The organism is Hymenobacter cellulosivorans (genome assembly GCF_022919135.1).
Taxonomy (GTDB): Bacteria; Bacteroidota; Bacteroidia; order Cytophagales; family Hymenobacteraceae; genus Hymenobacter; species Hymenobacter cellulosivorans.
Map to the genome: position 1 here is coordinate 2734560 of NZ_CP095049.1, position 26371 is coordinate 2760930.

Below are 26371 nucleotides of genomic sequence, written 5' to 3' on the forward strand. Positions count from 1 at the left end.
GTGGTAATGTATCGACAATTCTGCACTAGTAAGAGTGCCCGCGAAAACCGCCTATTTAGGGACGGGCTTCGTATGCAGCAAAGCGTACCAATGCTGCCCAGCAATGACCAACTACTTACGCCGAATCGTGGCGGGCTTCATGTTATTTGCGGCCGAATTTGCCGTAACCCTGGGGTTAGGAACCCTGGGCATCGTGGGCTTTCTGGCGCTGGGGCGGGAAGTGCTGGATCAGGATGCCGCCGTATTTGACGCACGGGCTTTTCACTGGGCCCGCCATATACTGGGAGCCAATGAGAGCGGCTGGGTTGAGAGAATAACGTTTTTGGCGTCGCGCAACTTTATCACGGCCGTGGCCTTGCTGTTGATTGGCTACTTTCTGTTTGTGCGGCGGCACCGCTGGTACACGCTCCTGGTGCCAGTAGTAGCCCTGGGCAGCATCACGCTGAATCTGGTGCTAAAAACCACCTACCGCCGGCCCCGGCCGCTGCTGCCGCTCGTGTCGGCTTCGGGGTTGAGCTTCCCCAGCGGGCACGCCATGATCAGTGCCTCGTTCTACGGCCTGCTGATTTATCTGGTCCTGACCCACGTGCGCCGCCACCGCGTGCTGCGCTGGCTGCTAGTGGTGGTGCTGGTCTTGCTGATTTTGCTCATTGGGCTGACCCGCGTTTACCTGCGGGTACACTATGCTTCCGACGTGCTGGCCGGCTTCACAGCCGGGCTAGTATGGCTGCTAATTGCTATTCCGCTGCTGAAGTACATCGAAAAAGCGGTAAAAAAACGATATAAATACGCGCCGCAATTAGCTGAAAAACAGCCTGAATAGCGTTCTGGTGAAGTTTTTTCGCAATTTTTTTCACCAAAAGCTTGATAAACTACTTCCCGGCCGCGTATCTTTGCATCGTTGAAAGACACTCCAACAGGGAGTTTTGCCCTTCAACAATCAGATGCGCTTGTGGCGAAATTGGTAGACGCGCTGTCTTCAGGCGGCAGTTCCGCAAGGTGTGAGAGTTCGAGTCTCTCCGAGCGCACCACGAAAGCCGGTCCCAAAAGGGCCGGCTTTTTTGTTGTTTGCCAGCCCCAGCGGTGCTGTAGCAGCCCGCCCGATTGGACCTTGTATACTCTGCCATGGATAAGCTCCTCACGCGCCTAGTCACGCTCTTTATGTTCCTGGTAGTGGAAGTAGGCGTGCTGCTCCTGGTTTTTCTGAGCTCGTTGGCCGCCTTTTTCTACCTGACGCGGGTTGTGTTCGTGCAGCACTCCGCCGGGCTCGACCAGTGGGGGTTTGCTCAGATGGACCAACTCCGAGCCGCCGCGCCCGGCCTTACGCCCTGGGTGGTCGGCATCACCTTTTTCGCCTCCGCGCCTTTTCTGGTCGGGACCGGCCTGCTGATTCCGGGCGTACTGGCCTGGCAAAAGCGGAAGCGGGAAGCTCTGGAGGTATTCTGGGCCGTGACAGGTGCAGCCATTCTCAACCAGATCTTCAAAACTCACTTTCACCGCCTTCGCCCCGATACAGCTTTGTTTCCGCAAATGGGGCTGAGCTTCCCCAGCGGCCACGCCATGATTGGCATGGCCCTCTACGGCTGTTTGGCCTGGCTGCTGTGGCGCCACCGCCGCCATTTCTGGCTGGCCGCAGCCCTGCTGCTGTGGGCCGTGCTCATCGGCTTCACCCGCATCTACCTGCACGTGCATTACACCACCGACGTGCTGGCTGGTTTCGTCGCCGGCCTGGGCTGGCTCATGCTCCTGCGCTCCGGTCTGCACCTGTGGTGGAGAAATTCCTAATGTGCTTAAGTGCTAATGAGGGTTGAATATGCTAATGCAAACTCATGTCATTGTGAGCAAAGCAATCCGCCATCTACTAGCGACTAGCATCCTTTAACATGAAAAGTCCTTTCCTACACGCGGTAGGAAAGGGCTTTTCATGTTAAAGAACGGATTGCCGCGGCTCACGCCTCGCAATGACACGTTGGGTATTAGCACATCAGCACATTGCTTAGCTTATCACAGCTTCACCGTCACACGTAGTGCCAGCAGGCCTTTGACACCCTGGAGTTCTTCCAGCTCCAGTTCCTCTACATCGGGTTCGAGCAGGCCACGGTCCTGGAGGTAGTCGATATACTCCATGTACTCGGCGGCTTCGCGAAGCTGGGCGTAGACCAGGGCAATTTTGCCGGGCTGGGTAAGCCGCTCCCCGGTACCAAGCACGGTGGCCTTATCAACGCGCTTTTTGATGATTTCGTAGCGGATGTTGTAGGCCCCGTCGACGTCGAACTGGCGCTCATCCTGGCGGAAACGGATGCTCAGGGGCTGGCCGTGAATCAGAATCAGCTGGGTAGTGTCGAGCGGCACGGCTAGCTTGGGCTTGAGGGCGGCCGTGCGGCGCGTGATTTCCACCGTGACCAGCAGCTGCCACAATCGTAGGTTTTTCAGGAAAACCAGGTCGAAGGGCTTGTTTTCCACTAAGGAGCCACCCACGTAAATGTTGTGTTCCACCCCATCGGTTTTGAAGCGCTGAAAGTAGTGCGGAAACATCTGCTGGGCCTTGGCTTCCTCCTCGTCGAGGTAGTCGCTGACGGTGTCATTGAGCAGGGTCACGCTCTGTTCGAAGTCCTTGCGGCGCTTGTAGAGAATGCCCAGCTCGGGGTCAATGTTGCTCCAGTACTGGGCAATGACGGGCCGCAGCTCGGGCGTATTATTGCTCAGATACTCAAACAGCGGCTCCACCTCCGTCTTCAGCGACTCGAAGATGCTCACCTCGTCGCCGGTCAGGATGCCCTGGCGCAGGCGGCGCAGGTTCTTGTTGACGTAGAACTTGAGCTCGTCGAGAATGGGCAATTGCTGAAACTCGGAGGCCTTTTTGAGGACTTTGTTGGCCAGAGTAAGGTGTTCGATAAGGTCGCCCTGAATGGCTTCGTTGCGGGCCGTGCTGCTGCCCCGAATGTCGCTGGCCCCGTGCAGCGGGTAGACGTCGTGGAAGACAATGGCCTCCATTTCGGCGTTTTTGTTGCCGTCTTCGAGCTTGTTGAGCAGGTTTAGGGCCGCGTCGGTGAAGCGCCACTCCATCGTGGGGTGAATGGCGGTGAACTTCTCCTTGATAATGGCCTGCACCCGGGTCTGAATTTCCTCAGAGTTGCGCTTGACGGCCACGGCAAACAGGGGCACAAACTGCTGAACCTGCTCAATGCAGAACTCATCCAAGTCGCCGACGTTGGGTGAGCCCAGCTCCAGCAAGCCCACGGTGTCGTCGCCGTAGGGTAGCAGGGCCAGGATGGTGCTTTTGATGCCGATGCCCAGAATCTGCTCCCGCAGATCTTCGGGAATATCGGCCTGCTCTACGTTTTGCAGCACTAGCGGCTGGCGGTCCTGCAGCAGCTGGTTGTAGATGCGGCGGAAGCCCGAGGAAGAGTCCTGGTTGTTGAGCTGCTTGGTCAGGAAGCTGTGGTTGATTTTGCGGCCAAAATCCACGAAAGCCTGCTTTTTCTCGTCGTAAGCGGCAATGCCCAGCTGCAGAAACGGCCGACCGAAGAGTACCCGCAGCTTTTCCTGAATCTGCTCCAGCCGGTCGGAGGCCTGCAGCACGTCGCGCTCCAGCAGGTCGTACTTGAGCTCGGAAAGAATTTCCTGCTCGGTCACGTCCACCAGGTGCAGAATGTTGAAGCCTTCCAGCTCGAACCGCTCGGGCGGCAGCAGCTCGTGCCAGAGGTCGGCACGGTGCAGGTTGTGGCTCAGGAATTCAATCTGCTCGGGCGTCAGCTCGGGCTTTTCACCCACCACCCGCACGTCGATAAACGTGGAGGTGTAGCCCACGCCGTAGTGGCGGTAGGAACCGATGTTGTAGTCGGGTACGGTGAAGATGATGGTGCCCTGCAGCGGCAGGTTTACGCCGTATACCTTATCCAGAATCAGCTGGTAGACCATGCGCGCCATGTAGATATCCATGGTGCGTGGGTCGAAGTTCAGCGGCTGCTTGACGGTTTTGTTGGTATTGAGCAGCACGTCGGCAAACCGGGGCGTGTGGTAAAAGCTCAGGCGCTGAAACGGAGCCACCGCCCCGCTGATGTCGGTGCCGAATGAAGCCGGCGGAAACACGGCCATCAGCAGCGTTTCGACCAGGTCGCAGCTGCAGTCGAGCACGCTCAGGTCGGTAATGGCGCCACGACACCAGGGTGCCGCGGCCACTTGCTCCCCAATGGAGCGGGCCAGCAGGGCCACGCCGGGGTTAGAATCATTTTCGCGGGCCTGCCAGTAGCTGATAATCGGCTCCAGACTAAGCGTAGTCTTGAAAGGAAAAGCCGGGGAAGGAGCTATAATAGGGCGGGCAGTAGGTTCTCGTAACATAAGTGCTGGTATAACAACCCGGCCCGGTAGATTGATTCACCCGCCAAGCTAAAGGTTATTACCAACTATACGCAGGGGGCCGCCACCCGGACGTCGGCCGGAAAGCAGCTTAACTTAAACAAGCTACTGACGAGCTCAGGGTTGTTTTTCTAGCTGCACGTACATCGGCTTATCCTGCCCGGTCGGGTCCAGCAAGTTGATGGTATCGCCGTTGAGGTGCAGGTCCTTGCGGATAACCTGGTAGCAGGTGCAGCAGCCATCCACGGCCTCGGGCCGGCTTTGCACGTGCAGCGAATCCACTACGAAAACCTGTTTGGGGTCGCTAGCGGGCCAGATTTTGTACTGGTACTTGAAAAAGGGCAGGGCTGCGCTGGGGAAGGTCCGGCCCTGACCCAGGGCAATGGAGTCATCGGCCTGGGCCAAAGTGCGGATTAGGCGCAGCGTGTCGGGTTTGATGGGACTAAGCGGCGCCAGGGGCTTGCGGGTAATAATGATGGTGTCCACATCCTTGCGGGCAAAGGCGTTGGGGCTGCCCGGCGTCACGTCGAAGCGGAGGAGTACCACGTTGTCGAGCGTGTCTCGGCAGTCGCAGGATTTGTTGGCGCAGCAAGCCGACAGGGCCAGGGTACCAAACAGAAGAAACCAGGTAAGGAAGGAGCGTAGCATAGCAGCCGTAAAGGTAACGCCCGGCGGGTAGCATCCCGGCGCTGAAGCAAATCTGGGCAAACAAAAAGCCAGCCCCGGAGTGGAGCTGGCTTCTTATACGACAAAGTAGGCTGTCTTATTGCTTCACGAAACGCTTGGTTTCGGAGCCCGAGCGGGTCGTGATTTTGTAGAAATAAGTACCGGCGGGCAGGTCGCTCAGGTTGGTGGTCAGCGTGTGGCTGCCTTTATCCTGATGCTGGTTTTGCAGCACGGGGCGCAGGGTGTTGCCGCGGCCATCCAGTATTTCGATAGTTACGGGCCCGGCTTTCTGCACCGAGTAGTCCAGCTGGTTGTTTGCTGCGGCAGGGTTCGGGTACACGTTCAGGCCAGCGTTGGGGACCGTCGTGGCCGGGGTTGCGGGAGCGTTGGGGTCAAGCAGCAGGAAGCGGGCAGGACGGAAAAACTGGCCCAGGCTGCCGGAACCCCCCCGGTGGTGCCCACCAAATTCCTTCCGCTTCTCGAGCTGCTCGGGCGTGGCATTTTTGGCGGCAATGGCTTTGAGGTCGGTGGTCCATTTCTCCTTCTGGGGCTGAATTTCCTGAGCCAGTTGAGCGAGCGGCGCCTCATACTTCTTGGCCAGCAACCCTACTTTCACCATGATTTCCCGGCTGGCCGAGCGCAGCTCCTGCAACTGCTGTTTCTGAGCCTCGGTCAGAATAGGGGGGCTTTGCGGGGTGCCGGCAGCTTTCAGGCTTTCGACTAGCCCCTGGCGGCGCTGGTGCAAGTCCTGCAGTTCTTTGCGGTAGGTAGCCAGTTGAGCCTTGTCGTCGGTGGCGAGCTGGGCTTCCAGCTTCTGGCGCTGCTGCCGCACCACGGGCAGCACATTGGCCTGGTAGTAGGCTTTGACTTCCTGGCGGCCGGGCTTGTCGGCGCCGTGGTGGCCCTGGGCCAGGAGGGTCGGGCCGCTGAGCAGGGCCGCCAGCAGGAAGGTCAGGGATTTAAGCAGGGTTGCTTTCATAAAATGATAATGAGCCGTTGTTGCAATTTTCAGAACCATAGATGGGCCATCGGCGGCAACGTTTAATCAGGAACGAAAAAAAACCGCTCCAGCGCGTGCTGAAGCGGTTTTGTTATACTTTGAAGCGGATAAGAAGCTTACTTGAACGTGTCTTTGGTATCGATGACCTTTACTTCCGTCACGTTCAACTTGTAGTTGGCCACCTGGGTATCCTCGGCTACCACTTCCTTGGGCAGCCCTTCACTGACGACCTTGGCGTAGCTCATCGGCGAAGGCGTGTTCTGCTTGAGCACGTCGGCCAGGGGCTGGGCCTCGCTGTCGTCCGTAACGATGGTTACGTACATGTTCTGGGTCTGCCAGTGCTTTTTGATGGCCTTGTTCACGTCGTCGAGGGTGAGCTTGGCAAACTGGCCGTCGAGTTCCTTGAGGTAGTCTTTGCGGCCGTAGAACTTCGAGTCGAGCAAAAAGCCGAGCTGCTTGGAAGGCGTGGTACCGTAGAGCTTCACGTAGGAACGCAGGAAAGTGCGGGTGATTTCGAAGTCTTCCTTGCTCATGCCGTTTTTCACCAGATTATCCATTTCGCGCACGGCCAGACGCAGGGCAAACGGGGCGTGGCCCACCGTCAGGCCGCCTAGCTCGGTAGGATACTGCTTGCGCAAACCTTCGGCAATCTGGACCGGGCGCAGCCACAGGCTGGCGTAGTTGGCATGGCGGGGCACGCCAGGCACGGGCAGCATGTTCTGCCCGCCGCTTTCATACCACTCGATGTAGCTGTAGTCGCCGTAGTTCATCGAGCGGGTCGTCCGGATCTTGTCGTAGAGCTTGCCGTAGCTTTTGCGGTGCTCCCCGAGGTAGGAGTTGGCCACCATCAGGGCCGCGAAGTCGTCATTGGCGCGGGTGGTCTGGATGGGGAAGCCGGCGTACACGGCCGAGCCCAGGGCGTCGGTCTTGCTGATGATTTCGACGTGGATGCCCTTGGGTGCCGCCACGGTGGGCACTACGGGTTTGGCGGTGCTCTTGGGCAGCTTTTCCAGGTCGTCCTTCAGCTTTTTGGCAAAGGAAGCCGAGTAGTTGCCGGCAATGCCGATGGTCAGGTTGTCTTTGCCGAAGGCGGCGGCGTAGTGCTTCTTCACGTCGTCCAGCGTGAGGCTACGTACGCCAGCAGCCGTGCCGCGGGTCATGTGCTGGAAGCGGGTGCCGCGGAAAAGCTGGTCTTCGAGGGCAAACTTGCTGTAGTCCTCGTCGGAGGAAGCCCGGATAACCTGCTCCACATAGTTGAGCTGGTTGGACTTGAGCCGGTCGAAATCCTCCTGGGTGAAGCTGGGCGTCAAGATCAGGCCCTGGAGCACGGGGTAGAACTTGTCGGTAAAGTCCTTGTGAAACTCGAAGGTGAAGGTGGTGACTTCCTTGTCGGTGGTGGCGTAGTACTGGGTGGCCATCGGGTACAGGAAGTCCTTGAGCTGGGCGGCCGTCAAGGCCTTGGTGCCGCCTTCGGTTACGAGCTGGCTGGTCAGGAACGTCAGGCCTTCCTTGCCCACGGGGTCGGCGGAAGAGCCGTTGCGGAACTGCAGCTTTACCACCACTTTCGAGGCGTTGGGCTGGCGCAATTCCACCACGTCGGCGGCTTGCGCGAAATTCGCCCCAACCGGGCCGAGCAAGGCCGCGGCCAGCAGCAGGCGGGAAAAAGTATGTTTCATGGAGAAAAGTAGTTGTTAGTTGGTCGTTGTCAGTTGGTAGGGTCGTTGAGTTTAAGTCTTGGGCTCACCAAGCCTACCAACTGACAACTAAAAAAGCCTACTGCACGCCGCCGGTGGCGTTGGGCCCGATGGTGCCCACCGTCAGATGCTCGGGCACGAAGTACTTCTTGGCCGCGGCCTGAATGTCGGCCGGCGTTACCTGGTCGTAGAGGGCGTAGAAATTATTCAGGCTCTGGGGGTTGCCGGTCAGCCAGATAAACTCGGCCAGGCCGTTGGCAATCTGGTCGGGCGAGTCGAGGCCCATCAGGAAGCTGTACTTCAGCGCCGACTTGGTATCGGCCAGGCGCTTGGCATCCACGGGCTTGGTCTTCAGGTCTTCCAGGGCTTTGGTAATCTCATCCTTCACGTAAGCCATGTCGGCCGGCTTCACCACTGAGGCCCGGATGGAGGTCAGGTAGGGGTCCCGGGTATAGTTGGGCGAGCCGCCTACGAAGCGCACTTTCTGCTCTTTCACCACCAGCTTCTGGTACAGCGGCGAGTTGTCGGAGAACAGCATCGTGGTCAGGATATCCAGGGCGGGCAGGTCCTTGCTTTGGTCGTTGAAGGCCGGGCCGCGGTAGCTCAAACTCACCAGGGGCGGGAAGTTGGCGTTCTGAATGTGCACGTAGCGTGGGGCCGTCTGCTCGGGCTCCTGGGTAATGGCGGGCTGGTAGGAGCCCCGCTTCCACATGCTGAAATACTTGTCGGCCAGCTGGTTTACTTGCTCCGGCTTCACGTCGCCGACTACCAGCAACGTGGTGTACTCGGGACGGTAAAACCGGTCGAAGAACTGCAGCGAGTACTGATACTGGTTGGGCATGTCCACCACGTCCTTGAAGAAGCCCATGGTGGTGTGCTCGTAGGTGTGCTTGTCGAAGGCGGCGTCGGCTACTTTCTCGTTGAGCTGGGTGTAGAGCGAGGCCGAGTTCTTGGTGTATTCGCCCTTCACGGCCCCGGCTTCAGCTTTGAAATCGTGCTCGGCGTACTTGAGGTGCTGAAACCGGTCGGCTTCCACTTCCAGCATTTTCTCCAGCATCGTCGCGTTGCCGGTCATGTGGTACACGGTGCGGTCCAACGACGTGTTGGCATTGGCCGAGGCGCCTACTGACTTGAGCACCTGGTCGTACTGCTCTTTGCTGTACTTCTCAGTGCCCCGGAACATGACGTGCTCGAAGAAGTGGGCAAAGCCGGTGTGGCCGGGCTCTACTTCGTCGCGGGAGCCGGCCCGCACCACTAAAAACACCGACGCCAGGCCGGGGGAGTCGAAGGGAACGGTCACCACGTTCATGCCGTTGGCCAGCTGCTTCTGCTGCATGGGGTAGGGAAAAGCCGGGGCCGTAGCAGAGGCGGCGGCTGGCGTGGCGGCCGCCGGGGCAGCCTTTTTTTGCGCCTGAGCCAGGGGCGCAGCCAGAAGACCGGCAGCGAGCAGCCAGGTCTGGACGGAGTGTTTCATGCAAGTAAACGGATTAGAATGGGGAGAGGGCAAAACCAAGGTGGCGCACTCGCGCCAAAGGAGCAAGTGTTGTGGTAAAGGTTGCACTTTCGGTCCTAAAATCCTGGGACGAGCTACCTCCGCCGTGCTCGGCACTGGGTAGCAAACCAAGCAAGACGGCTGCCCAACAAAAACGGCGGCTCCGTGGGGAGCCGCCGTGTAGTCGGAGTTGGGGCAAACGGGCTTAGTTGCCGGCCTTGCTGCGGGTCGAATCAGGCGCCGCTTTGGCGGGACTGCCGCCCATACCCGGTATTTCCTGGATAATGACCTCGTTGGGGTAGGCCGTCATAATCAGCTGCCCGCGCAGGGAGCTGGCGTCGGCTTCTACTTTGGGCCGGATCTGGTTCAGAGCCTGACGTACTGATTCGACATCGGCCAGGCGGGGTGCACCCTTCCGGGAGTAGCCGTGGTACATAGCCACCTTCACTTTAGAGCTGCCTTTGCCCGTGTAGCGGGCCAGCACGGAACCGTGCACGTCGATAACCTGTACCTCGGCCTGCAAGTCAGACTGGTGGTATTCCAGTGGAACCCCCAGCAGCAAGGGCGTCAGCAAGGTGGTGTACTGAAAGATGCGCAGCCCGTTGCCGGTGCGCTTGGCACTGGCCTTGGTCACGCGCAGCTTAATGGAGCCGTAGGTGGTCGTGTCCTTGACATCCATCAGGTTTTGCTCCAGCTCCAGCTGAAACAACTTCTGCAAATCCTCGCTGGTTGCGCCTTTGCCCTTTTTGGCCAGCGGGCCGGCTTCCACCGAGGTTTTAAGCACAGGTAGGCGCGTCGACAAGGGGGCCGTTGGCATCGTAAACAGCGCCTGGTCCAGGGAGCGGCAGCCAAACGATGACGCCAGCAAGCCCAGCAAGCATATCCGGAGTACGTATTTCATAGAGTTGTAAGTAGAAGTAAGGAAACCAGTTGGCCGGTTGGCTGCTTCAGAACGTTTCGGGCCGGCAGTAGTTGCGTAGGCCGGGCGGCCTAATGCGCGTGCTGGGCCAGGCTGCTGTCGGCTTCGGCCAGGTCGTCGAGGGGGGGAGCCACGTAGTTGTCGACAAACTCGCCTTCCCAGCGGGCAATAACGGCCGAGGCCAGGCAGTTGCCAATAACGTTGACGGCCGTGCGGGCCATGTCCATCAGGGCATCAATGCCCAGAATGATGAATACCGGCCAGGAAGGCAGGTTAAACGAAGCCACCGTTGCGAGCAGAATCACCAGCGAAGCCCGCGGCACGCCCGCCACGCCCTTGCTGGTCAGCATCAGGGTAAAGACCATCACCAGTTGCTGCCCAAACGACAACTCCACGCCGGCGGCCTGGGCCACGAATACGGCCGCCAACGACAGATACAGCGTGGTGCCGTCGAGGTTAAAGGAGTAGCCCGTCGGCATCACGAAGGCTACCACGCGGCGCGGTACTCCGATGCTTTCCATGGCTTCCATAGCCCGGGGCAAAGCCGCCTCCGACGACGTGGTGGCAAAGGCAATGCTGACCGGCTCGGCAATGGCCTGCACGAAGCGCTTCAGCGGAATGCGGGCAATCAGGGCCACCGGCACCAGAACCAGCAGCAGGAAGGCAATCAGGGCCGCATAGAGCGTCAGCAGCAGCTGCACGGCATTCACCAAGGGCCCGAAGCCCATCTTGCCCACGGTGTAGGCAATGGCGCCGCCCACGCCCAGCGGGGCGAAGAACATCACCACGTTGGTAAACTTGAACATCACCTCCGACAAACTTTCCGACCATTCCACCATCGGGCGGCGGTGCTTGTCGTGCACCATAGCTAGGCCGATGGCGAAGATGATGGCAAAAACCACCACCTGCAGCACCTGGCCCTCGGCAATGGACTTGGCAATGTTTTCGGGGAAAATGTGGGTGATGATGTCGGCCGCGCTTTGCTTGGGCGCCGCCGCAATGGTTTCGTTGACGTTGTTGTTGGCCTGGGCCGCGGCTAGCACGGCCGGGTCGAGGCGGCCGGCCTTGGTCAGGTTGATGGCGGCCAGACCAATGAACAGGGCAAACGTGGTGACAATCTCGAAGTACACCAGGGCCTTGACGCCCATGCGGCCCACCTTTTTCAAATCGGCGTGGCCGGCAATACCCACCACCAGCGTGGCAAATACCAGCGGGGCAATAATGGTCTTAACCAGCCGCAGGAACACGTCGCTGAGCACCTTCAGGTTTTGGGCCTGCGTGGGGAAGTCGGCTCCGGCCTCCGCACCTACAAACATGCTCGTGACAATCCAGAAGGTGAGGGAGCGGCGCTGGGCGGCGTAGGCCACCATGGCGGCCAGTGCCAGCCAGCGGGCGGCCATGGGCACGGCGGCAGGCAACGCCAGGAGTTCGTAAGCGTGCAAAACGGTCAGGACCCCGGCCACCACGAGCAGCAGCAGGACCAAAAGAGCAAGGCGGGAAAACTTCATGCGGGAGAAAAAACGGAGGGGATACAAGGCGGGAATCTGAGCAAAGATAGGTTTTTGGCTTTCGTGGTGAATTGCTCCTTTCAATCTTGTTTTTCCGTAACTCTGTAATCTATTCTACTCTACTGTATCTACCCCGTGCCGTTACCCTGGACGATGGCCGCTTACGAGCTGCCGCTGCGCTTTACCTGGAAGATTTCCCGCAATGCTTCCGATACTAAAACCAACCTGCTGGTACGGGTAGGGGAGGGCTCTGCTGCGGGCTGGGGCGAGGCCGCGCCCAACGTGCGCTACGGCGAAACCCCCGAGGGGCTGACCGCCGAATTTGCCGCCCTGGTGCAGGCCGGCCTGGGACACTGCACCCACCTGCCCGAGCTGGAAGAATTTCTTTCGGCCCATACGCCGTCCCACGCCCTGCGCTTTGCCCTGGAGTCGGCGTTTGTGCACCGCGAAGCCGCGCTGCGGGGGCAGTCGGTGGCAGCCTGGCTGGGTGTGCCCGCCCCAAGCCGGCCCGTGGCTACGGCTTTTACCCTGCCCATCATGGAACCCGGGGCGGTGGCCGGGTTTGTGCAAGAGCAGGGCATGAGCCGCTTTGCCCAGCTCAAAGTCAAGGTAAATCAGGATAGTGGCTTCGAGCTGCTGCGGGCCCTGACTGAGGCCTTGCCTGGCCGCGAAATCCTCATTGACGGCAACGAAGCCTGGACCGATGCCGACTCGCTGCTGCAGTTTCTGGAGCGGGCCCAAACCTTGCCCGGCCTGCGGGTGCGCCTGCTGGAGCAACCCTTGCCCGCCGATTGCCCCGATGACTACCGCTACCTGCGCAGCCGCTCGCCCTGGCCGGTTTTTGCCGACGAGTCCGTTACTGCCGCCGCCGACTTCAAGAGCATTGCCCAGCAGTTTCACGGCGTAAATATGAAGCTAATGAAGGCCGGCGGCTACCTCAACGGCCTGCGCCTGCTGCAGCAAACCCGCGCCCACGGCCTGCAAACGATGCTGGGCTGCATGGTCGAAACTTCGCTCGGCATCTGGTCGGCTCTGCAGATCAGTCACCTGGCCGACGTCTGCGACCTGGACGGCTTCCTCATTCTGCGCGACGAGCCATTCGGGTTGGTGCGGGAAGAAAAAGGCGTGCTTACGCCGCTGCCCGTGTGCTGGAAAACGCTCCGGCCGGTAGTAAGTTGAATGGCATGATTCAACCCGGTAGTAATGCGTAAGAATACTATGGTAAAGCACCTCGGAATCAGCTTGATGGTACTTCTGGTATCCTGCAGTGTGCGGAAGGATATTCTCTTTTCGGCAGTCGACGAGCTACACTATATCCAGCTGTATAGCCGAAACAACGATTTTGAAATACTTCATAATGGTATAAACACGGCTCAGGGGCGGTACGAGTTAAAAGGAGACACTATTCTGCTGCATTACCTGCCGGGGCAGCTGACTATCAAGAGAAGTGAAGAGTTGGACGGCGCCAATGCTAAGCTTACCCGGGTATTAATCATTGAAAGGAAACGAAACCACGTCCGTTCGGCAGATAAACACTATTTCTGCGCAAACATTGCCGTCAACCAACTTGCTCAAACAACGTCTGTAAAACAAGTAAAGCGCCACCCAGACAGGTGACGCCTTGTATTTATGCTCCTAACGGAGCCAGCAGTACCGCACTACTTCACTTGCTGTAGCTTTTCATCCAGAGCTTTGATTTGCTGGTCGAGCTGGCTGGTATCGGCGGGGCGCTGGGTGCTGGAGCTTAGCAAACTGATTTTGTCGTTGAGCAGCTGGATTTTCTGGGCCATGAGCGTGATGCGGCTGTTGAGGCTGGTCAGGCGGGTTTCCATGTCGGCCGTGGTGGGCGGAGAGTTGCGGTCCACGTACTGTTCAAACTGGCCGCTGGCTGGGGCTGTAGTACCGCGGGAGGCGGCGGCGCTGCCGGGCGTAGCAAACACAATGTCGCCCTGCATGGTCACGTAGTCGCCTTCTTTGAGGGTGGTTTTTTTGCCACCAGGCAGCTCCACAATGCCGCTCTTGTAATTAACTTTCGTGCCGTTGCTCAACACCACGTTCTGGGTCAGGGGCTTAGTGCCGGAACCCGAGCGCAACACTACTTCGCCGTCGCGCATCAGAAACTGGTCGGCGTTGTTGGCCGAAATGGCGCCGACGGGGCGGGCAGGCTTCGGTTGGGGCGAGGACTGAGCCCAGGCGCTAAGCGGACTGGCCAGCGCCAGCAACAGAACAGCGGAGAGGAAGTGACGATTCATGGCGCGGTGTTTGGTTAATACGCTGAGCTTACGGGTTTGCCGCAATTCTGTTTTTGCCGGATTTAGACAATCAAAAAATATTTCGGCGAACTATGTTGCGACATTAAATGTATGTACATATATTTGCAACGTAATCCAGCCCGGCTGAATGCAGACCATGAGAATCGAAGACGAAATCAAGCAGCCCGTGTTCAAGGACGAGTACCAGAAAGGCCTGATCAATCTGGTCTACACTGTGGGCTGGCTGCAGCAGCAGCAGGCCGCCTCGTTCCGCGAATTCGACATCACCCTGCCCCAGTTCAACATTCTGCGCATCCTGCGCGGTCAGCACCCCAAACCGGCCACCGTCAACCTGCTCATTGAGCGCATGCTCGACAAAACCAGCAACGCCTCGCGCATTGTCGATAAGCTCGAAGCCAAGGGCCTGGTGACGCGCACCGTGTGCCCCAGCAACCGCCGGGCTGTGGATATCCGCATCACCGACAGCGGCCTGGAACTGCTCCAGCGCATGGATGCCCGCGTGGACTTGCACCACGGCCTGAAGACGCTCACGCTGGAAGAAGCCCAGCAGCTCAATACCATTCTCGATAAAATCCGCGACTGACGTTTCTCAGTCAACTCCATACTGTTTCCCCTTCACTACCCTTTAGTCATGAAAAAAATTGCTCTTTCCGCTCTGTTCGTTGCGTCTATCATGGTTGCTCCGGCCGTTGCCAAAGATCCTTCGGCTCCGAAAGTAGCCACCAGCACCAAGGCTGCCGCTACGGTGTATAAAGTTCAGCCCCAGCTCAGCACCCTGGGTTGGGTTGGTAAAAAAGTGACGGGCCAGCACAACGGCACGCTGCAGTTCAAGAGCGGTGACGTGGAAGTAAAAGGCAACCAAATCACTGGCGGCACTTTCGTAATCGACATGAACTCGCTGAAGGTAACCGACATCACCGACGCTGACACCAACGGCAAACTGGTGGGTCACCTGCGCGCCGACGACTTCTTCGGCATCGAGAAGAACCCGACCTCGACCTTCAAAATCACCAAGATTACCCCCATCAAAGGCGCGGCTGCCAACGCTAACAACGCTACCGTAACCGGCGACCTGACCATCAAGGGTATCACCAAGCCAATCAGCTTCCCCGCCAAAATCGGCGTGAAGAATGGTGTAGCCGCCGCCTCGGGCACCGCTACCATCGACCGGACCCAGTTCGACATCAAATACGGTTCGAAGTCGTTCTTCGAAAGCATTGGCGACAAAGCCATTGACAACGACTTCACCCTGAGCTTCAACGTTATTGCCAAGCAATAACTGGCCTAGCGCCCACCAAAAAAGCCCCCGCCGTGCTACACGGCGGGGGCTTTTTTATGACTGTACGCGTCGTCGTCAGCTGACTATTGGCCGTCGGCTGGGGTGGGGAGGGAATCTGATTGGGCTGAGCATGGTGTTCGGGTTTTGCGTGACCACGCGGCGCATACAGAAGGAAAAAAGAAAAAAGCACTACTCCCAATCCTGCTTCTAACCTGGCACGACCAGCTCCCGGGGCAGCTCGAAGCGCAGGTTGCGGCTTTTGCTGCGGCCGTGGAGCTGCTGCAGAAAGTCGTCGAGCTCGGGCTTGTACTCCAGCCAGAGGTCTTCGTGCAGGTTGGTCAGAATAAGCTGAGCGGTGCGGGCCGTGAGCCGGGCAGTGCTTACGTAAAAGCCGTTGTAGGGCGAGTCGAACTGCCCGGTATAGTTGTCGAAAATGATACGCAGGGCGTACAGGTTCAGGTCTATTTCCAGGCGCTTATCCTTGGTAATGCGGCGGGAGCGGGCACTTTCCTTTACGGCCTTGCCCAGGGCCTTGTTGAGGCTACGGTTGAGCAGGCGCCCGGTAACGGCCACGTTGAACAGCTCGTGAATCCGGTCGGTGGTTTGCTCATACACCTGCTCTATCGTCACATCCGGCAGCAGCTCGAAAACCAGGGTTTCGTAGAGTTCCGCGTCGCGGCGCACGGCCCGCAGCAGCAGCTTTTCCTTGTCAGCATCGGGTAGGCGTTTGAGGGCTTTCTTGAATTCGGAGGACGGAACGGGCATAGGACAGGAGCAGGGCAAGAGGGAAACCGGAAACTAACAGGACAATACGCCCCGAAGCAAAAACAGGTGCTAAAGAATTGCTTTTGCTAACTTTGTTAGTACATTGCCTTGGCTAACGGCGTTAGTTGCGGACGCCTAACCGGAAGATTTCACCAATATCAGCATTCATTTTATGGCTTTACTCACCATTCAGGATGAAACCGTAGCGGGCGGCATCCTCAACCGACTTGAGCTGGAAATTACCCAGGAGATGCTCACCGTGCGCGACGTAATTGCCCAGCGCGTGCAGCAGGAAGTAGCGGCCTACAATAGTCGGCAGCAGGAAATATTTCAGGGCCTGGTGCAGCCCCTGGAGTCGGAGCAGGTGCTTAACGGCTTCCGGCTGCTGCGCACGGCCAAGCCAATTGACACTGAAACCCAGCTCTACAAGGCGCTGGAAGGCTTTCTGCAAAATAGCTACTTCGTACTCGTCAACGACCGGCAGGTGGATAGCCTGGAAGAGGAAGTGTGGCTGGGCAGCGGCGCTACGGCCAGCTTTATCAAGCTTACGCCGCTGGTGGGCGGCTGATGCGGGTGGGGTTTTGGCCCCAGTCACCGTTATTTGCCCATTCGCTTTTCAATTCTTGCTATTCTATGGCTAGTATACCTGAAACAGCTCCCACCCCGCCCGAAGTAGTTGAGATGCAGCCCGTCATTGAGGCGTATCTGCGCGAAATCAAGGAGCGGAAGCTGAGTTATTACAAGCTGACCGATCTGGCGACGTATCAGGAACTCAAAGACCGGGACGCGGCCTACAAAGGCCGGCTGGTTTTGGCTGTGGCGGCCCAAATGCGCCGACCGGAAGGCAGCTATTCGTTCGACTACGATCTGGATATGTTGCTCAAGGTGCTGGTGCGCAGTACTCTAGAATTGACCAATGCCGACTATGTGCGGCTACTTCACCTCTACGGGCTGAAGCTGGAAGGAGCCAATATCAATGGCATTGCCAATGCCATGGCCCTGTTTCCGGTGCTGCCCACGCTGGCGCAGCTGGAAAAGCAGGCGAAAAAGCAGCCGTTGGAAGCGGAGATACTCGATTATCTGCGGCAACTGCTGGCCATTATGGCCGTCAACTCCACCGACACGGGGCTGATGAAGCTGCGGGTGAAAGTGCAGGAACTTCTCGGCCAGAACGGGGAAAACCATTTGCCGACGGTTATTTTCTCGGACAACGATGCTTTCGGGCAGGCCTTGAATGCGTTTGTAGCGCAACTGCCCCCGGCCACGGCCCAGCCCTGGCTGCGGCTATTACAGCTGTGGCAAAAAACCAGCGGGGCCCAGCCCACGGCCAAGTTTAAGAAGGAAGCAGAGGCGGCCATTGCTGCTATTGGCCAGGCTACTGTGGCGGCGCAGTACAGCGTGTGGCTAACCTGCTTAAGCCAGCTGCCCGTTCAAACGTATTCGTATGACAACGACCCCAGCACGTACTCCAACTCCTATTTGCTGACGGGTCCGAACCTGAATCCAGCCAAGGGGCTGGTGTGGACGAGTGCCTTGGTGCTCATGCCGGCCATGTACTCGGTCCTGGAGGACTTGGCGCTAAAGTGTTACCGTAAGGTTCCGGGGCAGGGGCAAATAGCCTCCAGCTTGGGCAATGCCTGCGTGCTGGCATTGGCCCAGGGCGGCCTGCCGGGGGTGGGGCACTTGTCGAGGCTGAAGCTGAAAGTAAAGCAGTCCAATACTCAGGCGCTAATTCAGGGCTACCTTGAAAAAGCTGCGCTGGAGCTGGGCGTGACGCCCGCCGAAATTGAAGACATGGCCGTGCCCACGCTGGGCCTGACCCAGGGTCGGGCCGAATACCACTACGGCGACTACCAAGCCCGGCTGCAACTGGTCGAGGGTAAGGCGGAAGTGCAGTGGCACAAGGACGGCAAGGAGCTGAAATCGGTGCCGGCGGCCCTGAAGAAAACCCACGCCGCCGAGCTGAAAGAGCTGAAGGAAACCCAAACCCAGGTGCAGCAAAACCTGACAGCCCAGCGCGAGCGGCTCGACCGCAGCTTCGTGGAGGGCCGGCGGCTGCCGCTAGCCTGGTTTCAGCAGTATTACTTCGAGCATGAGCTGCTCAGCTACTTGGTCCGGCCGCTGATCTGGCGCTTTCATCACCCCGACGGCTCCCACACCGATGCGCTGTGGCTCGATGAAGCTTGGCACAATGCCCAGGGGCAACCAGTGGCAGCTCCCGGGGCCGAAACTCAGGTGCAGCTGTGGCATCCCGTGCTGGTTTCCATGACGGAAGTGCTGGCCTGGCGCCAGCTGCTGGATGCCCGGCAATTGCGCCAGCCCCTGAAGCAAGCCTACCGGGAGCTCTACCTGCTCACCCCGCCCGAGGAGCGGACCGGCACGTATTCCAACCGCATGGCGGCCCACATTCTGCGTCAGCACCAGTTTAACTCCCTGACCAAGCTGCGCGGCTGGCGCTACCGCCTGATGGGAGCCTACGACAAAGGCTACGAATCGGACTCAGCGACGCTAGAGTTGCCCGCGTATGGCCTGCAAGCCCAGTTTTGGGTAAGCGAAGTAAACGCCGACGATGCCTGGAACGACGCCGGAATCTGGAATTACGTCAGCACCGACCAAGTACGCTTCGTGACGGGCCACGGAACGGTACCGCTCCCGGAAGTGCCGCCGCTGGTGTTCTCGGAGGTAATGCGCGACGTGGATCTGTTCGTGGGCGTAGCCAGCGTGGGTAACGACCCGCAATGGCGCGACAATGGTGGGCTGCCGGCTTATCGTAACTACTGGGAAAGCTACAGCTTTGGGGAGCTGGGCGAAGTAGCCAAAAACCGCAAACTGGCCTTGGAGCGGCTGGTGCCCCGCATGAAAATTGGGAAGGTGAGCGAAATTCAGGACCGGTTTCTGGTGGTGCGCGGCAAGCTGCGCACCTACAAGATTCACCTGGGCTCGGGCAACATCCTGATGGAGCCCAACGACCAGTACCTCTGCATCGTACCCGACCGGTCGGCCAAAGCGCCCAGCGCCGCCGACGTGTTTTTGCCCTTCGAGGGCGACGCGGTGCTTTCTATTATCTTGAGCAAAGCCCTGCTGCTGATGGACGACGACAAGATTACCGACGAAACCATCAACCGTCAGATCAAGCGGTAAAATGATGCTTAGGCGGTAGTCCGAGCATAGTTGAGCAGCATCTAGAGTACTTGTTTCGCCTGTCATCCTGAGCAGAGCATTCCGCGCATCAAGCGGCGTGACCTCCCTCACCTTGGGGACAAGCTTGTTAAAAGTGCAAAAGCCCTTTACCGTGTGCTGGTAAAGGGCTTTTTGTTGGCACTACCTGTTTTGGGGGGGCAAGAAAGGTCACGCCGCTTGATGCGCGGAATGCTCTGCTCAGGATGGCGCCGTTGGGCAGGTTGCTCTCTGCGGATCGATATAACTTCTTTAAAACACGAAGCCAAACACTGCGCGGGCCGAGAAAAGCAGCGGATTTAGGTCGGGGCCAGCTATTCCCTGCTTGTGGTCGGTGGCGTAGTAGTGGCCTTTGCCTATTCGGGGCGAGTAGTTGAGGTGCAGGCCCACGACGCAGCGCTTTAGCACGGCGGCATCAAAGGGATAGACCTCGTAGTGCGCGCCCAGCGCCAGCCCGGTGCTGCGGTAGTGCAGGATACGGGCAAAAGCGGGCCCAGTGAGCAAGGAGCCGGCCGTCGTAGAGCTTTTCGGGTCGAGTTCGGTCAAGGTAATATCGGTCGAGGCGTAGGTGACGCCCAGCGTGGGAGTGAAGGACTGCGTGTGCTTGCGGTTGAAAAAAGCGTATCCGAGGTAGTTGAGCGCATTCGACGACTTAAGCTCGGTCTGCAGGTTCTGCTGTTTTCTTCTGCTATCGTACACCACGCCCTCAATGCCCAGCACCACGCGTTTGAACCGTACGCTGCCCCCGCCGCCGTAGCTGAACTGTCCATTGTCGACCTGCGGAAAACCAGCCTGCCGGAGCAGGCTGTTGAGGCCGTCGTAGTGGGCGGCCGCATAGCCCAGGCTGGCAAATACCTGCCCGCTGAAGTTTTTGAAGACCGCCTCATTGAGAGCAGTAGCCTTGATATAGTCAACTGAGTCGACGCTCAGTTCCACCACGTCGCCCGATACCGGGCTGCGGTAGGGCAGTCGAAGGGCCCCCGACTGGGGCGACTGGGCCCGGGCCACCAGCGGGCCGCCCAGCAACAGGCCGCACAGGGCCACTACGAAAGACTTCATGCGGAAAACACTAGGGTGGGAGCGTGGAAACAAAAGCCGACGGGCCTATAAATGCTCGTCGAAGTACTGGGTTATTTTGGTGTAGAGGTGGACCCGGTCTTTGCCGCCCACGTTGTGCGGGTGGCCGGGGTACACAAAGTAGTCGAGCTGAATACCTTTATCCACGGCCGCCTTAAGGTAATCCAGGCTGTGCTGCCATACCACCACGTCGTCCACGGTGCCGTGAATGAGCAGCAAGCGGCCCTGAAGCTTGTCGACGTAGTTGAGCAGATTGGCCTGGTCGTAGCCTTCGGGGTTTTCCTGGGGTGTATCCATGTAGCGCTCCGTGTACATCACCTCGTACAGGCGCCAGTCGATAACCGGGCCGCCGCCTACACCCACCTTGAACGTGCCGGGGCTGCGCGTCATCATCGTGGTGGTCATGAAGCCGCCGAAGCTCCAGCCGTGAATGCCGATGCGGGCCGCATCCACGTGGGGCAGGCTTTTCAGATACTCCACACCCTTGAGCTGGTCAGCCATTTCCTGGGTACCGAGCTGCCGGAAGGTGGCCCGCTCGAAAGCCGAGCCCCGGTTGCCGGAGCCGCGGGAGTCGAGGGTAAATACCACGTAGCCTTTCTGGGCCATAAGCTGCATCCACAGGTTGGAGCCGCCCAGCCAGGAGTCGGTTACGAGCTGCACGTGGGGGCCGCCGTAGAGGTAGACCACTGTCGGGTATTTCTTGCTGGGGTCGAAGTTGGGCGGCGTAATCAGGCGGCAGTACAGGTCAGTTTGCCCGTCGGCGGCCTTGATGGGAAACAGCTTAGTTTGGCCCAGCTGGTAGGCGGCCACGGGGTTGGGGGCCGTGAGCAGGGTTTGGCCGGTTTTGCCCGTTTTCACGCTCACCGTCCGGATGATGCGGGGCGTGGTGGCCGAGCTGAAATTGTCGAGCAGGAAGCTGCCGTCGGGGCTGAGCGTGGCCGTGTGGGTACCGGCCTCGGGCGTGAGTTCCCGCACCTTGCCCCCGCTGAGCTTTACGCTGTAAATGCGGCGCTGCAAAGGGCTGGCCGCCGTGCTCTGGAACACGACTTCCCGGTTGTTGTCGGCAAAGCCCAGCACCTCGGTTACCTGCCAGGGGCCCTTAGTGAGCTGGCGCAGCAGCTTGCCATTGGTGGAGTAGAGGTAAAGATGATTATACCCGTCGCGCTGGGTTTGCCAGATGAATTGGTCGGGGTGGCCGGGCACAAACTGCGCCGGGTGCAAGGGCTCCACAAAGGTCTTGTCGTCCTGCTCCTCAAACAAAGTCTTGACCAACGCCCCGGAAGTCGCGTCGTACTGGCGCAGCCACATGTGGTTCTGGGCCCGGTTGAGCACGGCTACGTAGACAAACTTCTCGTCGGGGCTCCAGCTCAGGTTGGTCAGGTATTGCTCCCGGGGCTCTCCGGTTTGCAAAAACACTGTTTTGCGCGTGTGCAGATCGTACACGCCTACGGTTACCTCGTGGCTTTTGTCGCCAGCCATGGGGTACTTGATGGACACGGCCTGGGCCGGAGTGGGCAGCACCGTCACGATGAGGTAGTCGGTTACCATCGTCTGGTCCATGCGGTAGAAAGCCAGCTTCTGACCCTTAGGGCTCCAGAACGTGCCCTTGGTAATGCCGAACTCCGAGCGGTGGGCCGCCTGCCCGTTCACGATGCCCGGGTTGGTTTCCTGGGTCACGGCCTCGTTTTCGCGGCCGCTGAGCGACACGTACAGATTCTGAGCCTTGGTGTAGGCTATGCGGGTTTTGGTCGGGTCATAGTCGATGTTTTGCGCTTGCTCATCATACAGGAATAGCCTATTAGCTTTTTTCGTTTTCAGGTCGTACGCATAAACGGCCCTTGATACAGAATCTCCTGAGTTAACGGTTAATACTGTGTGGTCATTCTGCCAGCTCATTTTTGGCAGACCTAAGACACTTACCTTGGCACCAGCTTGATAGAGTGCTGCGGCAAGTGGAGTGCTCCTAAGTGCTACAGTCAAGGTGGTGTCAGCAGCATAGCTACGAACCAAGGTGTGTCTGGTAATTGAAGGCTCTACTTCCTTAGTCTGGACATAGGCCAATTCAGCTTTGGTGCCCGGAATCCAGGCCAGTTGCAGTAGGTTCTCGGGTTGCAGGTCGCGGTTGAGGAAGGCATCGTCCATGGCGAGCCGCTGCTGCTGGGCCCGGGCCGGCAGCAGGCTCACCAGCGCCAGCACGAGTACGAAGCCTAGGCGCAAGGGGGAATGGGGCATAAAGAGGGAAAGGAGGGAAGGTTCAAGGCTGGAAATTACGCCGGATTTGCGAACAACCCCGCGGGAATTATCGGCCTTGTCTTTCCGCCTTTTGCCGGGTCCGGCCGGCATATAGAACCCCTGAAATATTAGCGTAAAGCCCGGAAACGATTCTGGCCGCTAGCGGGTTATACTACGCCGGGCGAGCCTGGTAAACACGGTTTTTTACCCGATTTTCCGTACTTTTGTGCCATGACGACCAAACCGCAAATCGACTACGACGAGGATGTACTCCTGCTGGAAGAAACCATCGACGTGCGCGACTTAATCGTGTACAACGATGACGTAAATACTTTCGAGCACGTCATCCGGACCCTTATCGACGTGTGCGGCCACGAGCCTGAGCAAGCCGAGCAGTGCACCCTGCTGATTCACCACAAGGGGCAGTGCACCGTTAAGCACGGCGCGTACGAGGAACTGGCCAGCATGTGCACCGCCATTCACGACCGGGGAATTTCGGCCGACGTACTCTGATTCTAATGTGCTAATTGTTAATGTGCTGATGTGCTAATGGTCAAGATGGCTAGTGTAGCGCACTTCTTGCATTAGCACACTAGCACATTCAACCACATTCGCACATTACTTGATGGAGTTTCCTTCCAAGCTGATAGAAAACGCAGTTGGTGAGCTGGCCAAGCTGCCCGGTATCGGGCGTAAAACGGCACTGCGGCTTACCCTGCACCTGCTCAAAGCCGAAACCGAAGCCACCAGTGCCCTAGCCGAGGCTTTGGCCAAAATGCGCTTTGAAATAACCTACTGCCAAACCTGCCACAACATCTCCGACACGGAAGAGTGCAGCATCTGCGCCAACAAGCTGCGCGACCATAGCATGGTCTGCGTGGTGTCGGATATCCGCGACGTTATTGCCATCGAAAACACCGGGCAGTACAAGGGCGTGTACCACGTGCTGGGCGGCGTGATTTCGCCCATCGAGGGCATTGGCCCTTCCGACCTGCACATCGACACGCTGCTGACCCGCATTCCGGAGTCGGAAATCAAGGAAATCATCCTGGCCATCAGCCCTACGATGGAAGGCGATACCACCGCGTTTTTTCTGTCGCGCAAGCTGCGCGAGTTTCCCGACGTGCACATCAGCACCATTGCCCGCGGCATCCCGATGGGCGGCGAGCTAGAGTACGCCGACGAAATCACCCTGGGCCGCTCCATCGTGGAGCGTACCCGTCAGGCCAAATAACCCAACCTTTATCAGGCCGTAGCGGGCTCGAGCACCGCTGAGCGCTGCGCGAATTCATACGGAGTAGCCAGCTGTGAAATTCCGGTTTTGCGACGGCGCAGAACCGGAATTTTTGTTTCTACCGGTATCATATACAAGATCAGGCCGCCTGCCATGGCGCAGAAGAAACTGACCAGCCCAAAGACCAGAGCAATGCCCAGATGGAAGCCCAGCGCCAGCCAGATCAGCTGCTTGCGCTTTTGGGAGGCCATAAACAGCGAGCCAAACAGGACGACCTCAAAAGCCATGGTACCCCAGGTAAGCGCCGTCACGACGTAGCCGTTGGTCAGGGCCGGAGCCAGAATGCCATGCATCCAGGCCGGGTAGCCAAACAGGGGGTCATTAAAGAAATAGTACACCGCGGTGCCGTTTTTCCACTCCTCAAGCTTGTACATTTTCTCGATGCCCGCGTGAAAATACAGCACGGCCATCTGCAGGGCAATCAGGGCCAGCATCCCGCGGCCAATAAAGTTGGCGTAGTAGTTCGGGCTGGCCTGGGGCGTGTTCACCCAGTGGTTTTTGCGGCCGTCGAGCAGGGTCACCGGAATCAGGAGCATGGTGAGAATCGAGCCAATCTGGTCCCCGCCCTCCACAATGCTGCCCGACTGGAAAAAGCTGTACGTTACTATCCAGTGCAGAATGCCGGTGTAGCGCGGAAACACGCCCGAAATCACCAGCAGCAGCACCACGATGCTCAGCGCGTAGGCATAGCTAAGGTTGGCGAAGCCGAAGAGGAAGTAGATGTTGAAGTTTTCCAACGACGAATCCAGGCTCATTTTGCCGAACAGTTGCTCGTCGAATAGAATAGTGGGGCTGCTCAGCACCAGCGTTATCAGCGTACCGAGCGCAATCAGGCTGCGGCCCAGCCCGTAGACCCAGGTGAAAGGATTAACGGAGGCGTAGGTATCGAGGGCGCGTAACGTGTTCTTATACATGGCGATGCTTACTTAATAGTTAGTTTAAGGTACTGCTCGGGGTTGGTGTAGTGCTCGGGGTATTGGGCCCAGGCCCAGGGCACGATGGAGTAGCGCTTCACGATATAAGTGCCCTTTTCCAGCTGGTTGAACTGCTTGGTGGAGTAGGGTATCTGCACGGCGGCAATGGTATCGGAGGAAAGCAGGTCGTGCAGGGAGTAGGTCTGGTACTTGTCCCAGTCCTTGGTCTTGATGTGGGCCATTACCCGGCTGAATTCCATACTTGTGCGCCGGCTCCGGCGTGAAAAGCCGAACAGGTTTTCCGGATCGGCATTCTTAGGCGTGGCTACTGCCAGGGTTTTGTCGGGCAAAACCCGGTAGAGCACGTGTTTCTCGTCGCGCGGGCTCTTAGTAAAAAATCCCCAGCCTTCGGGCAGCAGCACGCTAAAGGCGTAGCGCTCCTGAAAAGTCGTTTCCGTGGCATTGACACCGACAGAGGCCTGCACGGCCTTCGAAACCAGGACAAAGCCCAGCAGCAGCACGGTGAGGTAGAAAGAGAAGCGTTTAATTTCCATAAGTAGCAGGTAGTAGAGTGTGGTAGAAATAACTGCATCAAGCCCCCATAACGGTGGGTTTTATTTAGTGAAAGGAAGATAAACGGCCGTTTTCAACAGCTAAATTCTATTACACAAACGCCCTGTTTATCGGGATAAACAGGGCGTTTGCGGTCAGCTATAACCCAATGGCACCTCCACCGGCGGCCAGAGTCATGCTGCCCGTGGCAGGGCATCGTCGTGGCTCATGGGCTCTGGGCTAACCCCGCAAAAAAACCGCAAGGAGCCGTTCTGACGAAGGCTCCTTGCGGTTCAAGGTAGCAGGCGGGCCGCTGGGCTATTCCCGCGGTAGGAGAGGCCACTCAGGCCGGTGAATCAACAGTTAGTTGTGCTGACCGCTGGCAAGAAAAGCCAGGTCACGCACTAGCTTCTCCTTCTCCAGATCGGCCCGCTGCTGCATTACCGTGCTGACTTGGCTGTCTGGGCTCTGGATGGTCGGCAGGATGATGGCCGCATAAAGGCTCCAGGCGTAAATCTGCCAGTAGGCAACAACGATGACTACACCTTCATCGATAACAAGGCCTTGCTCTAGTTGGTCGGCTACCCCGGCTTCCGTAGCGGCGTGGGCGCTGAGGGCTTTGGCATCGGCCATATACCGCTCCAGGTCCTCCTGCTTACGGAAGTCGTACTTGCTCATGTCCAGTTGCTTGAGCAGTTCGGCTTGCTGGGTACGCTGGGCGCTGGAAGACAAGGAAAGAATGACCGTTTTGTGTAGCGCTGCGCCTTTGCGCAACGACTCCTCAATGCGGTTGAAGTTCTGGGATGTTATGGCCGCCTTGAGTTCGGCGAAATAGCCGGGCTCCAGGTGCTTTATCAGTTGGGTAACCCGCTCAGCTGCCTGCTGCCTTTTTTGCTGCTGCTCCGGGTGCTCACGCAGGTTTTTCGCTATAGCTGAACGCAACGGAGCGAAGTAAGGAATCCGGGCGGCTACGTCGCCCTGCATCAGGAAAATGCCCTGGAACAATTCCTCGCCGCTGTAGGCAGCCGCGCTGGCCGCGTGGTGCTCAACGGGAGCGGAGGGCTGCACCTGGTCCTTGCTGCAGCTCATCATCAGGGAGGTGCCCACAGCCAACAGGCTCAAGGCTTTAACAGAGGTCGATTTACGCAGATAAGCAAACATAAACGGAAG

General features: G+C 58.4%; 24 protein-coding genes and 1 tRNA gene. 11 read left to right on the forward strand and 14 right to left on the reverse strand.

The genetic code is table 11. The features are described 5' to 3' along the window. The first annotated feature begins 103 nt into the window (after nucleotides 1–103). The 3 genes from MUN80_RS11590 to MUN80_RS11600 all read left to right on the forward strand — a co-directional run bounded on the left by MUN80_RS11590 (nucleotide 104) and on the right by MUN80_RS11600 (nucleotide 1785). Nucleotides 104–823, forward strand: a complete 720-nt coding sequence (locus MUN80_RS11590; RefSeq protein WP_244723983.1) for a phosphatase PAP2 family protein — start codon at nucleotides 104–106, stop codon at nucleotides 821–823. Between the two features lie 123 nt (nucleotides 824–946). Further along, a tRNA-Leu gene (locus MUN80_RS11595) sits at nucleotides 947–1031 on the forward strand. Between the two features lie 94 nt (nucleotides 1032–1125). Next, nucleotides 1126–1785, forward strand: coding sequence for a phosphatase PAP2 family protein (locus MUN80_RS11600; protein ID WP_244723985.1), 660 nt, complete (start codon nucleotides 1126–1128; stop codon nucleotides 1783–1785). A gap of 219 nt (nucleotides 1786–2004) precedes the next feature. Here the strand turns inward: MUN80_RS11600 and MUN80_RS11605 are convergent, their stop codons facing one another. From MUN80_RS11605 to MUN80_RS11635, 7 genes are all read right to left on the reverse strand, one after another. Then, nucleotides 2005–4341 carry a GAF domain-containing protein gene (locus MUN80_RS11605; protein WP_244723988.1) on the reverse strand — a complete coding sequence of 779 codons (2337 nt, stop codon included), beginning with the start codon at nucleotides 4339–4341 and terminating at the stop codon, nucleotides 2005–2007. Nucleotides 4342–4476: 135 nt separating this feature from the next. Further along, nucleotides 4477–5007 carry a hypothetical protein gene (locus MUN80_RS11610; protein WP_244723991.1) on the reverse strand — a complete coding sequence of 177 codons (531 nt, stop codon included), beginning with the start codon at nucleotides 5005–5007 and terminating at the stop codon, nucleotides 4477–4479. A gap of 115 nt (nucleotides 5008–5122) precedes the next feature. Beyond that, entirely contained in the window at nucleotides 5123–6004 is an 882-nt protein-coding gene (locus MUN80_RS11615) for a T9SS type A sorting domain-containing protein (RefSeq protein WP_244723994.1), read from the reverse strand. 137 nt (nucleotides 6005–6141) lie between these two features. Continuing rightward, a complete protein-coding gene (locus MUN80_RS11620) occupies nucleotides 6142–7701 on the reverse strand; it encodes a M16 family metallopeptidase (protein WP_244723998.1) in 1560 nt (519 codons plus the stop codon). A 97-nt stretch (nucleotides 7702–7798) separates the two neighbouring features. After that, nucleotides 7799–9193, reverse strand: coding sequence for a M16 family metallopeptidase (locus MUN80_RS11625; protein WP_244724013.1), 1395 nt, complete (start codon nucleotides 9191–9193; stop codon nucleotides 7799–7801). Nucleotides 9194–9416: 223 nt separating this feature from the next. Continuing rightward, on the reverse strand, nucleotides 9417–10112 hold the full coding sequence (locus MUN80_RS11630; RefSeq protein ID WP_244724015.1) for a hypothetical protein: 696 nt from the start codon (nucleotides 10110–10112) through the stop codon (nucleotides 9417–9419). Nucleotides 10113–10201: 89 nt separating this feature from the next. Then, nucleotides 10202–11638, reverse strand: coding sequence for a dicarboxylate/amino acid:cation symporter (locus MUN80_RS11635; protein ID WP_244724017.1), 1437 nt, complete (start codon nucleotides 11636–11638; stop codon nucleotides 10202–10204). A gap of 153 nt (nucleotides 11639–11791) precedes the next feature. Between MUN80_RS11635 and MUN80_RS11640 the strand changes: the two genes are divergently transcribed. Beyond that, complete coding sequence (locus MUN80_RS11640) at nucleotides 11792–12817, forward strand: dipeptide epimerase (protein ID WP_244724019.1); 1026 nt, start codon at nucleotides 11792–11794, stop codon at nucleotides 12815–12817. Nucleotides 12818–12841: 24 nt separating this feature from the next. Beyond that, nucleotides 12842–13255 carry a hypothetical protein gene (locus tag MUN80_RS11645; protein ID WP_244724022.1) on the forward strand — a complete coding sequence of 138 codons (414 nt, stop codon included), beginning with the start codon at nucleotides 12842–12844 and terminating at the stop codon, nucleotides 13253–13255. Between the two features lie 41 nt (nucleotides 13256–13296). Here the strand turns inward: MUN80_RS11645 and MUN80_RS11650 are convergent, their stop codons facing one another. Further along, a complete protein-coding gene (locus MUN80_RS11650; protein WP_244724025.1) occupies nucleotides 13297–13890 on the reverse strand; it encodes a DUF6799 domain-containing protein in 594 nt (197 codons plus the stop codon). 157 nt (nucleotides 13891–14047) lie between these two features. Here MUN80_RS11650 and MUN80_RS11655 point away from each other — a divergent pair, with 157 nt between their 5' ends. Together MUN80_RS11655 and MUN80_RS11660 are read left to right on the forward strand one after the other, a co-directional pair. Further along, a complete protein-coding gene (locus tag MUN80_RS11655) occupies nucleotides 14048–14494 on the forward strand; it encodes a MarR family winged helix-turn-helix transcriptional regulator (protein WP_244724028.1) in 447 nt (148 codons plus the stop codon). Nucleotides 14495–14542: 48 nt separating this feature from the next. Then, the gene (locus tag MUN80_RS11660; RefSeq protein WP_244724030.1) at nucleotides 14543–15190 is read left to right on the forward strand and encodes a YceI family protein; all 648 of its coding nucleotides are present in this window, start codon (nucleotides 14543–14545) and stop codon (nucleotides 15188–15190) included. A 207-nt stretch (nucleotides 15191–15397) separates the two neighbouring features. Here MUN80_RS11660 and MUN80_RS11665 read toward each other — a convergent pair whose 3' ends face one another. Further along, nucleotides 15398–15955: a hypothetical protein gene (locus tag MUN80_RS11665; protein WP_244724032.1), complete on the reverse strand. Its 558-nt coding sequence runs from the start codon at nucleotides 15953–15955 to the stop codon at nucleotides 15398–15400. A gap of 172 nt (nucleotides 15956–16127) precedes the next feature. On the opposite strand from MUN80_RS11665, the gene MUN80_RS11670 reads away from it, so the two are divergent. Further along, nucleotides 16128–16523 carry a hypothetical protein gene (locus MUN80_RS11670; RefSeq protein WP_244724034.1) on the forward strand — a complete coding sequence of 132 codons (396 nt, stop codon included), beginning with the start codon at nucleotides 16128–16130 and terminating at the stop codon, nucleotides 16521–16523. Between the two features lie 65 nt (nucleotides 16524–16588). Next, nucleotides 16589–19096: a DUF4132 domain-containing protein gene (locus tag MUN80_RS11675; RefSeq protein WP_244724037.1), complete on the forward strand. Its 2508-nt coding sequence runs from the start codon at nucleotides 16589–16591 to the stop codon at nucleotides 19094–19096. Between the two features lie 288 nt (nucleotides 19097–19384). Here the strand turns inward: MUN80_RS11675 and MUN80_RS11680 are convergent, their stop codons facing one another. Further along, nucleotides 19385–20191: a hypothetical protein gene (locus tag MUN80_RS11680; RefSeq protein ID WP_244724040.1), complete on the reverse strand. Its 807-nt coding sequence runs from the start codon at nucleotides 20189–20191 to the stop codon at nucleotides 19385–19387. A gap of 45 nt (nucleotides 20192–20236) precedes the next feature. After that, a complete protein-coding gene (locus MUN80_RS11685) occupies nucleotides 20237–22441 on the reverse strand; it encodes a S9 family peptidase (RefSeq protein ID WP_244724043.1) in 2205 nt (734 codons plus the stop codon). Between the two features lie 231 nt (nucleotides 22442–22672). On the opposite strand from MUN80_RS11685, the gene MUN80_RS11690 reads away from it, so the two are divergent. Continuing rightward, a complete protein-coding gene (locus MUN80_RS11690; RefSeq protein ID WP_244724045.1) occupies nucleotides 22673–22954 on the forward strand; it encodes an ATP-dependent Clp protease adaptor ClpS in 282 nt (93 codons plus the stop codon). Between the two features lie 112 nt (nucleotides 22955–23066). Continuing rightward, nucleotides 23067–23675 carry a recombination mediator RecR gene (recR, locus tag MUN80_RS11695; RefSeq protein WP_244724048.1) on the forward strand — a complete coding sequence of 203 codons (609 nt, stop codon included), beginning with the start codon at nucleotides 23067–23069 and terminating at the stop codon, nucleotides 23673–23675. Nucleotides 23676–23686: 11 nt separating this feature from the next. Here the strand turns inward: recR and MUN80_RS11700 are convergent, their stop codons facing one another. The 3 genes from MUN80_RS11700 to MUN80_RS11710 form a co-directional block, all read right to left on the reverse strand. Continuing rightward, on the reverse strand, nucleotides 23687–24649 hold the full coding sequence (locus MUN80_RS11700) for a sporulation-delaying protein SdpB family protein (RefSeq protein ID WP_244724059.1): 963 nt from the start codon (nucleotides 24647–24649) through the stop codon (nucleotides 23687–23689). Between the two features lie 8 nt (nucleotides 24650–24657). Continuing rightward, nucleotides 24658–25203 carry an SdpA family antimicrobial peptide system protein gene (locus MUN80_RS11705; protein ID WP_244724062.1) on the reverse strand — a complete coding sequence of 182 codons (546 nt, stop codon included), beginning with the start codon at nucleotides 25201–25203 and terminating at the stop codon, nucleotides 24658–24660. Nucleotides 25204–25564: 361 nt separating this feature from the next. Continuing rightward, nucleotides 25565–26362, reverse strand: coding sequence for a sporulation delaying protein family toxin (locus MUN80_RS11710; protein ID WP_244724064.1), 798 nt, complete (start codon nucleotides 26360–26362; stop codon nucleotides 25565–25567). Between the last annotated feature and the right edge of the window lie 9 nt (nucleotides 26363–26371).